Here is an 8,749-nt window from a genome sequence, read left to right as displayed (position 1 = left end):
TACAATTAAGAATAGTCCTCGTTGTCGCCTATGCTCCCGCATTACTTACTCGAGAACGTCTCGCACCGTATACGATTTCACTCCAAAATACAGGTACCATTCCTGCTAATAATATTGTTGTAACTGATACAATTCCTGTCGGTACTTCTTTCATTCAAGATAGTGTTACCATAAACAATGTGCCGCAACCAACCGCAAATCCATCCACAGGCATCCCGATTTCAACACTTGCTCCTTCTGAATCCGCAACGATTTCTTTCCGTGTCCTTGTTACTTCAATTCCACCAAGCGGAGAAATTCAAAACCAAGGTAACATTTCCTTCCAATACCAACCTGATCCTACTAAGCCACCTGTATCCGTTACTACGCCTACACCTACTACAATTACCCCTGTAAACGTTGGCACTATTAATCCGATAAAAACCGCTGATAAATCCATCGTGTCAGTAGGTGATACGATTACATTTACTATCACATTCCAAAATGAAGGTACGATTCCTGTGACTAATATCTCTGTTACAGACTCACTTCCTGCCGGCACGTCATTCATTCCAAATAGTGTCACAATTAATAACATTCCCGTTCCAAACGCAAATCCATCCACAGGAATTCCAGTCGGAACTCTTAATCCAGCAGAATCAGTAACTATTTCATTCCAAGTACAGGTTATTACACTTCCAGCTAATAGAATGATTACAAATATCGCATCCATTACGTATACTTCTCAACCTGATCCTACTAGACCACCTGTCACAACAACGACAACAACACCACCAATTACGATAGAAGTAAACCCTAATAAGCCAAACACATTTATTAAGACAGCGAATGTAAATAGCGTGGAGCTTGGTGACTTCATCACATATACACTTACCTTTACTAATAATGGCGCTATTCCTGCTAATAATGTACTCATTACCGATCCACTGCCTCCCGAAGTTACTTTCTATCCAAATTCAGTAACAGTAAACGGCGTTTCACGTCCTGGAAGTAATCCGACTATTGGTATTCTTATTGAAACTGTTAATCCAGGTGAATCCGTTGTTGTCCGTTTTATTGTTCAAGTAACAGCAGAGCCAAGAAATGGTCTCATTCGAAATACCGCTCGCATTCGCTATACACTAAGACCTGACCCTACTAAACCACCTATCCCTGTCGATGAGACTACAGAACCAAATATTATTCCGTTTATCGGTCCTTTCGTATCACCAAATTTAAATTGTTTCTTTAATGGGGAACGTTTTATACGACGCGGCTGGGACAGAAGATGTTAACAATATAAATAAAAAGACAGCGTCAAAAAACGCTGTCTTTTTATGTTATACATATACAGTTTTTAAGTTAATTTCATATCTTTTTCATTATAAAAACCATCTTCTTTTTCCATTTCCTTTTGTAATTTCGTAAAGGAACGGTACATAGCAATTCTCCATGACACAATCATAGCGAACGCCAGTAAGAAGAACATGCCACTAAGTTGTCCTAAATCAAGGGATTGACTTAAGTATGTTTTAAATACAATCCGTACGACAAGTAATCCAATTAATATAAAAACAAATGCTTTTGAACGCTTCAAATAAATCTCTTGTCCTCTAATTTCAAATTTAGATGTTTTAATAAGAAAAATAGAGAAAAACAAACCGACGCCAATTGCTTCTAATATTTCTGCTGGAGTTAGTCTAAATTCTGGAAAAACAAACATCAATGCTCCCGTACTCATAAAAAATGGTGGAAGTATAATTTTTTTCAATGTTGCAGGTTTCTTAGCTGCTTTTAAACGAATAAACATCGCACCGACAGCCATACAAACAGCAACGATACTGGATAAAACAACTATGTTCATATTTTCTCATCCTTTTTTGTGGCTATATGCAAAATATACTTTCATTATATGCTTTTCCGTTAGTATTTCCAACATTTTCACAGAATAATACTAAAAACCGGTAAAACCACCAAATAAACTTGAGAAATATACGATAATTTTCGTCATCCAGTTAAAGTATAGGAAGATACCCATGACAATCATAACGTATCCCCCGATTTTCATGAATTTCATACTATTTCTTTTAATCCAAGACATTTTTGTAATAAAGAATGATAGCACGAAAAATGGGATAGCAAATCCAAGTATGTATGCAATCATATAAATCATTGCTGATTCTGGGTTCGTTGCTGCTAATCCAATGACAGATACTAAAATAGGTCCTGTACAAGGTGTCCACCCTGCAGCAAATGCCAATCCAATTAAAACGGATCCAAAATAGCCGCTCGGGCGATTTTTAAACGTAAATTTACGGTCTTGCATTAAGAATTTCGGTTTAAACACACCGACAATAATAAGACCGAACGCGATGATAAATATACCACCTAACTGTCTAATTAAATCTTTATAATCTGTAAAGATACCTCCGATAAAGCTTGTACCAAATCCAATTGCAATAAATATAATTGAAAATCCAAGTAAGAAAAACGCCGTATGTATCATACTTCTCTTGCGAAGCATTGCATTTTCTTCTTTCAACTCAGAAACCGACATACCTGTTATGTACGATAAAAATGCCGGATAAAGCGGTAAGCAACATGGGGAAATAAATGATAAAAAACCAGCGCCAAACGCTAAAAAAATACTAATATCTTGCATTGTTCCACTCCTCTCCTTACATATTGTAGCAAAAACATATAAAAATACTGTGAACAATTCGTGAAATCACTTTTCCAACGTAATAATAAGAGAAACTACTCTTTCACAAAGTTTCTAAAAAAACGTTTTCATTTCCTTCTATTATATAGAAAAATCTCAATTGAACTACGAAACCTCTCTAATTGTTATTAACATAACAAAGGTAACATAGTTTCTCAAATGATTAGCACGTTACAAGTACGTCTACATACATATTAATTAAAAAATATTTTTTTCAAATGCTATCTTTATACAATACAAAGCTGATTTTATAATACTTTTATTATTATTAATTTCAAGATTATGCATAAATATCATACTTTTATTATTATTCTATAAAATGTCACACTTTTCTTTTATTTGACCCTTTATTTTTAATTTTGTATACTTCCCTCTAGTTATATATGTCCGTTAGGAACAATTTCATATAGATGGGAGGAATTTTTCATGCTTCGTTATTCTCTTTTAGTTTTATTAGGAGCGTGTAGTTATGGGATTTTAGCCATTTTCGTTAAACTTGCATATGCAGAAGGATTTTCACTTGGAGAGGTAATTGGCAGCCAATATTTGTTCGGTTGGATTATTTTGCTTGCTATTACACTTCTATTTTCTAGACATCGTGTTCCATTAAAACAAGCGTTAATTTTATTCGTTGCAGGTACATCTGCAAGTTTCACTGGAATTTTTTATTATGCTTCATTAAAAACTGTACCAGCCTCTATTGCAATTATACTTTTATTCCAATTCGTTTGGGTCGGAATTATTATTGAAGCAGTCGCAACAAAAACATTACCTTCAAGAGAAAAGGTAATTTCCGTTATTTTTTTACTTGCAGGTACATTTTTATCAAGTGGTTTACTAGAAAAATCAGCAGGTGATTTCGATATGACCGGAATCATACTAGGTTTATTATCTGCTGTTACATTCGCAACATACATTTTCGTAAGCGGAAAAGTTGCTGTTGAAGTACCTTCATTACCGCGCGGTGTTCTCTTAATGACTGGCGCTTTAACTTTAGTAATGATTGTATTCCCGCCAACATTTATTTTTAACGGTGCAATTTCTGAAGGACTTTGGAAATACGGTTTAGGTTTAGGAACATTTAGTATCGTTATTCCTTCTATTGCCTTTACAATTGGTATTCCAAAGATCGGTTCTGGCTTAGCAACTATTCTTGGTGCAGCAGAACTACCGGTTACAACAATTATGTCTGTATTCGTCTTAAAAGAAGCTGTGCTATCTTCACAATGGTTCGGTGTATCACTTATTTTAATCGGTATTGCAATCCCGCAAATTGCCTATGCAATGCGTGGACGTTATCGTAAACATCATACACAAAAAAATTTGGCAGCTTGAACTACCCCCACTTAACACTCTAACGAGCTGTTTGAAGTGGGGGATTCCTACGAAAACTAAGGTATCCCTCAGTTTTATGAGTAGGCAATCCCCGTAATCCCTACGGTTAGGAGCCTTATGGCCTCTTTTCTCAGATTTTCCGCTGCATTCACATCTCTATCATGATACATACCACAAGAAGGACACTTCCATTCACGCAGGTTCAGGCTTTTCACATCTTTATTTTTGTAGTCGCAATGCGAACATGTTTGGGAACTAGCGAATGTTTTCGACACCACAATCACTTGTTTCCCATACCAGCATGCCTTATACAACAACATCGCTTTGAATTGTGATCATGATACTTCTTGAATCGCTTTCGCTAGTTTGTGATTCTGTAACATATTCGATACTTGCAAATCTTCTATCCCAAGCACATCGTGGTTTTTGATGATTCTTGTAGAGAGTTTTTGCAAGTAATCTGTTCTTGCATTTTTGATTCGTTCATGAATACGAGCGACTTTCATTCGCTGTTTATTCCAATTCGCTCCGCCTTTTGTACGTCTAGATAGAATACGCTGGGCATGAGCGAGTTTCTTTTCTAATACCCGAGACCATTTTGGATTACCGAATACCTCACCCGTTGAAAGAATAGCAAAGTTTTTCACACCAACATCTATACCAACAGTGGAATCGGTCTTCGGCAATTCTTGTACTTCTGCTTCAGCAAGAATCGAGACAAAATATTTTCCACTTGGATTCCTTCTGACAGTAGCACTCAAAATTCGTCCTTCTATCTCACGACTTTTGACAAATTTGACAAGACCCAGTTTCGGTAACTTCAATTTATTATCTATAATCGCAATGTTTCCATTTGTATGTTTCGTTGTATAGGATTGGACTTTATTGTTTTTCGATTTAAACCGAGGTGCTTTGTCTTTTGAAGAATCTTGCATACGAGTCAGCTAGGTTGTGAAGAGAAGATTGAAGAGCGATACTGTCTACTTCTTTTAGCCATACAAATTCTTTTTTGAGAGTAGGTAATTGCGAAGAACAAGTGCCATAGGATAACCCTTTTCCTGTTTCTTTATATCTATCATTCCACTTTTCCAAAAAGCAGTTAAATACAAATCGTGAACAACCAATTGTTTTCGTAATAGCTATTTTTTTGTTCTAAACTAGGATAGATCCGAAACTGATACGCTTTATGGATAAGCACCGCTTTTCACCTCACTTCCTTTTTTTATTTGTTTACAATCTTTTTCATGATATGCATGGGAACGATATCATGATATAACCAAATAATACTGATCACGTATTATTTCTTCTTTTTTTTGAAAGTCCTCTGTCCCTTTCAAAAAAATACAAATGAAACAATTTCGTAGATGTAAAAATCCCTCTGAGCTATAACATTTTCTTTCTATAGGAACGAACTGATTACGATACCGGTACCTTAACTGATTCTTCACCAAGAAGAACCTTTAGGCTGTTGCCTAATCGTCATTCAGCTCCCACCTACTCATTGGAACATGTCCTACCCCTTCCTTGAGGTGGGAGTTTTCTGTCGGGAAATGATAAAATGGGAGAGGATTTTCATTTAAGAAACCTCTCTTTTCTTGTTGTATACTTAATGTAAAGACTTTATTTAAGAAAGAGGGCATGATAAGTGGTAGCAAATCTAGAGCAATTAACGGAGGCACTAATTTCTATTCGTCGAAATTTGCATGAGCATCCAGAATTATCATACGAAGAATTTGAAACGACGAAAGCTATAAAGAATTGGTTAGCAGCGAAAAACATTACGATTATTAATTCTAGTTTAGAAACAGGCGTTATTGCTGAAATTTCGGGGAATCATAGCGGACCGATTATAGCAATACGTGCTGATATTGATGCTCTTCCTATTCAAGAAGAAACAAATTTGCCGTACGCTTCAAAAATTCACGGCAAGATGCACGCTTGTGGGCATGATTTTCATACAGCTGCAATTATTGGTGCCGCTTATTTATTAAAGGAAAAAGAATCTTCTCTTAGCGGAACGGTACGCTTTATATTCCAGCCAGCTGAAGAAAGTAGCAATGGTGCTTGCAAAGTAATTGAAGCCGGACATTTACGTGATGTGCAAGCTATTTTCGGTATGCATAATAAACCTGATTTACCAGTAGGTACAATCGGTATTAAAGATGGTCCACTCATGGCCGGGGTTGATCGATTTGAAATTGAAATTCACGGAGTTGGTACACATGCAGCTGTACCAGATGCTGGGGTAGACCCTATTGTCGCGTCCTCTCAAATTGTGATGGCACTGCAAACAATTGTAAGCCGGAATATAAGTTCATCTCATAATGCAGTCGTTAGTGTTACAAACATCCATTCAGGAAATACGTGGAACGTTATTCCTGAACAAGCAACACTGGAAGGCACTGTACGTACATTCCAAACGGAAACACGTGAAAAAATTCCTGCACTAATGAGACGTATTATTCAAGGGGTTTCTGATGCATTAGGTGTAAAAACAGAATTTCGTTTTTATGCAGGGCCTCCTGCTGTTCATAACGATACATTTCTAACAAACTTATCGACTCAAGTTGCAGAAACAATGAATTTAAATATCATCTCCCCTACTCCTTCAATGGCCGGAGAAGATTTTTCTTTTTATCAACAAGAAATACCTGGTTCATTCGTATTTATGGGAACGAGTGGTACACATGAATGGCATCATCCCGCTTTTACAGTAGACGAACGAGCATTACCTATAAGTGCAGAATACTTCGCTTTGTTAGCTGAAAAAGCACTCAAACAATTTGCATAAAAAAAGGAGCTGTTAAGAGATACTTAACGGCTCCTTTTTTATTAAGTTAAATCACGTTTTAAAAATACGGTATAGGAAATGCTTAAAAATACAAATAAATATAGTAATAACATACATGAAGCAAACGGGAACGTTACTCCATCAATAAAACTTCCATTCTTTGCAATACTATATAAATCTGTGTTTGCTGGCAATAAATATTTCGCCCAATCATATCTAGTTGCTGCTAGTAATGCAATGTTTCCTGATAAAGCAAGGAATAGCGAAATTCCAATCGCGCCTCCACTAGATCTTGTTAACACAGAAATCATAAATGCAAACGCTGCGTACACAATCGTCGGCAACCAAGATAAAATATAATACTTACTAGCTTCTACAAAAATATTTTGTTTTATAATATTTCCATCTTGGAAAATAAACTCGCTCCATGCAGGCTGCTGGAATTTATAAATAACAAGCCCACATAATGTCGAGAAAATCATATTAAATATAAACAATAATGCTGCAAATATCACGATTGCTAAAAATTTGGCTGTCAAAATTTTAAATCGACTTGCTGGTCGTATCGTTAAAAATTTATATGTTCCCCAGCTATATTCATTCGCAAAAATTGTACTTGCATACACGAGGATAAATGGGAGCAATATTGGAAATACGATAAAACCTGTATCTCTCATGAAAGAAAGCGGAGAACTGCTTGCCGGTGCTGTATCTGTATCCAAATACTTCATCTTCAGCTGATATTCCTTTACAAGCTCATCTCCAGATCGCTCTGCTAAAATAGCTTCTTTTTTCATGCCTAGCTTTTTCTCAATTTCTACAGTTCTTTCTGTATAATCGGCTTTCCATCCTTTTGTTTCTGGTTCCAGATACTTTACCGTAACCCATCCTAATCCAATTATTAATACTGCAATAACTGCAAATGGAATAATCGTTCGCTTTCGCTTAAATATTTTATACAGTTCGTTATACACTAAATTAAACAATATCTTTTCCCCCTGTTAATTCTAAAAATTGCTCTTCTAACGTTTTTCTTTCTTCATATACACGATATACTTGAATGTTTTTCTCAAGCAATGTACGAATAACATTTGGGATTTCTTCATCTTTTACAGTAATAAGTAGATCATTACCTTTTATTAAAACATCTTGTTCTAACAATTCTGCTGCTCTTTTCGCATCATCTACACGTATACGGATTGTCTCCATCTCTTCGCCTTGATTATGCTGAATATTTTGCGTCGCCACATATTCTCCGTGCTGAATAATGATAACTCTGTCACACATTAATTCAACTTCTGAAAGTAAGTGACTAGATACAAGTACCGCTTTTCCTTGTTCATGTGCAATTTTCTTTATGTACATTCTCATTTCATGTATTCCACTAGGATCTAATCCATTCGTTGGTTCATCTAATATCAATACATCTGGATCGTGAATAAGCGCTTGAGCAATTCCTAAACGTTGTCTCATACCAAGTGAATATGCTTTTACTTTGCGGTCAATTACTTGTCCCATCCCTAACAATTTCACTACTTCATCGATACGTTCTTCTGTCACCTTACCATTCATTCGTCCGAAATATGTTAAATTTTCATAGCCGCTCAAAAAAGGATAAAACTCCGGTGTCTCAATTACTGCTCCAATTTTCGAAGCAGTACTTTCAAATTGCTGTTTTACAGATTGGCCGTCAATCCAAACTTCTCCCTCTGTCATACGAATCATGCCGACCATCATTCTCATTAAAGTCGTTTTTCCAGCACCATTTGGTCCGAGCAAACCAACTACTTCACCTTTTTTAACTTCGAAACTAATATTTTCCACAAGTGTCTTTGAGCCGATTCGCTTCGTTAATCGCTCAACCTTTACAATCGATTGTTCATTTGTCATTCTATACAACCTTTCCTTCCCATTCTTTGTCA

The 8,749-nt window shown here is 36.1% G+C and carries 7 protein-coding genes and 1 pseudogene; 3 read left to right on the top strand and 5 right to left on the bottom strand.

Annotation, left to right across the window (positions count from 1 at the left end):
- Positions 1 to 1,274: DUF7927 domain-containing protein (locus tag BAQ44_RS08695; protein WP_249024723.1), on the top strand; the 1,274-nt coding region annotated here is incomplete at its 5' end.
- Between the two features lie 62 nt (positions 1,275 to 1,336).
- Here the strand turns inward: BAQ44_RS08695 and BAQ44_RS08690 are convergent.
- Both BAQ44_RS08690 and ccdA read right to left on the bottom strand, forming a co-directional pair.
- Entirely contained in the window at positions 1,337 to 1,843 is a 507-nt protein-coding gene (locus BAQ44_RS08690; RefSeq protein ID WP_001028635.1) for a CcdC family protein, read from the bottom strand.
- A 90-nt stretch (positions 1,844 to 1,933) separates the two neighbouring features.
- On the bottom strand, positions 1,934 to 2,641 hold the full coding sequence (gene ccdA, locus BAQ44_RS08685) for a cytochrome c-type biogenesis protein CcdA (RefSeq protein ID WP_063262430.1): 708 nt from the start codon (positions 2,639 to 2,641) through the stop codon (positions 1,934 to 1,936).
- 486 nt (positions 2,642 to 3,127) lie between these two features.
- Here ccdA and BAQ44_RS08675 point away from each other — a divergent pair, with 486 nt between their 5' ends.
- A complete protein-coding gene (locus BAQ44_RS08675; RefSeq protein ID WP_063262429.1) occupies positions 3,128 to 4,036 on the top strand; it encodes an EamA family transporter in 909 nt (302 codons plus the stop codon).
- Positions 4,037 to 4,110: 74 nt separating this feature from the next.
- Here BAQ44_RS08675 and tnpB read toward each other — a convergent pair.
- A pseudogene (tnpB, locus tag BAQ44_RS08670) lies at positions 4,111 to 5,234 on the bottom strand (IS200/IS605 family element RNA-guided endonuclease TnpB).
- 447 nt (positions 5,235 to 5,681) lie between these two features.
- On the opposite strand from tnpB, the gene BAQ44_RS08665 reads away from it, so the two are divergent.
- Positions 5,682 to 6,827, top strand: coding sequence for a M20 peptidase aminoacylase family protein (locus BAQ44_RS08665; RefSeq protein ID WP_071721498.1), 1,146 nt, complete (start codon positions 5,682 to 5,684; stop codon positions 6,825 to 6,827).
- Between the two features lie 41 nt (positions 6,828 to 6,868).
- On the opposite strand, the gene BAQ44_RS08660 is transcribed toward BAQ44_RS08665, so the two are convergent.
- Both BAQ44_RS08660 and BAQ44_RS08655 read right to left on the bottom strand, forming a co-directional pair.
- The gene (locus tag BAQ44_RS08660) at positions 6,869 to 7,813 is read right to left on the bottom strand and encodes an ABC transporter permease (protein ID WP_063260638.1); all 945 of its coding nucleotides are present in this window, start codon (positions 7,811 to 7,813) and stop codon (positions 6,869 to 6,871) included.
- Positions 7,806 to 8,717 (bottom strand): ABC transporter ATP-binding protein, encoded by a 912-nt coding sequence (locus BAQ44_RS08655; protein ID WP_071721497.1) that lies wholly within the window; start codon positions 8,715 to 8,717, stop codon positions 7,806 to 7,808. The genes BAQ44_RS08660 and BAQ44_RS08655 overlap by 8 nt, the downstream gene beginning before the upstream one ends.
- Positions 8,718 to 8,749 lie beyond the last annotated feature (32 nt).

This window comes from Bacillus mobilis, from assembly GCF_001884045.1.
In the GTDB taxonomy this organism is placed as follows: Bacteria; Bacillota; Bacilli; order Bacillales; family Bacillaceae_G; genus Bacillus_A; species Bacillus_A mobilis.
Note: the sequence above shows the minus strand (reverse complement) of the source record. Positions and strands in the feature narration are given on the sequence as shown.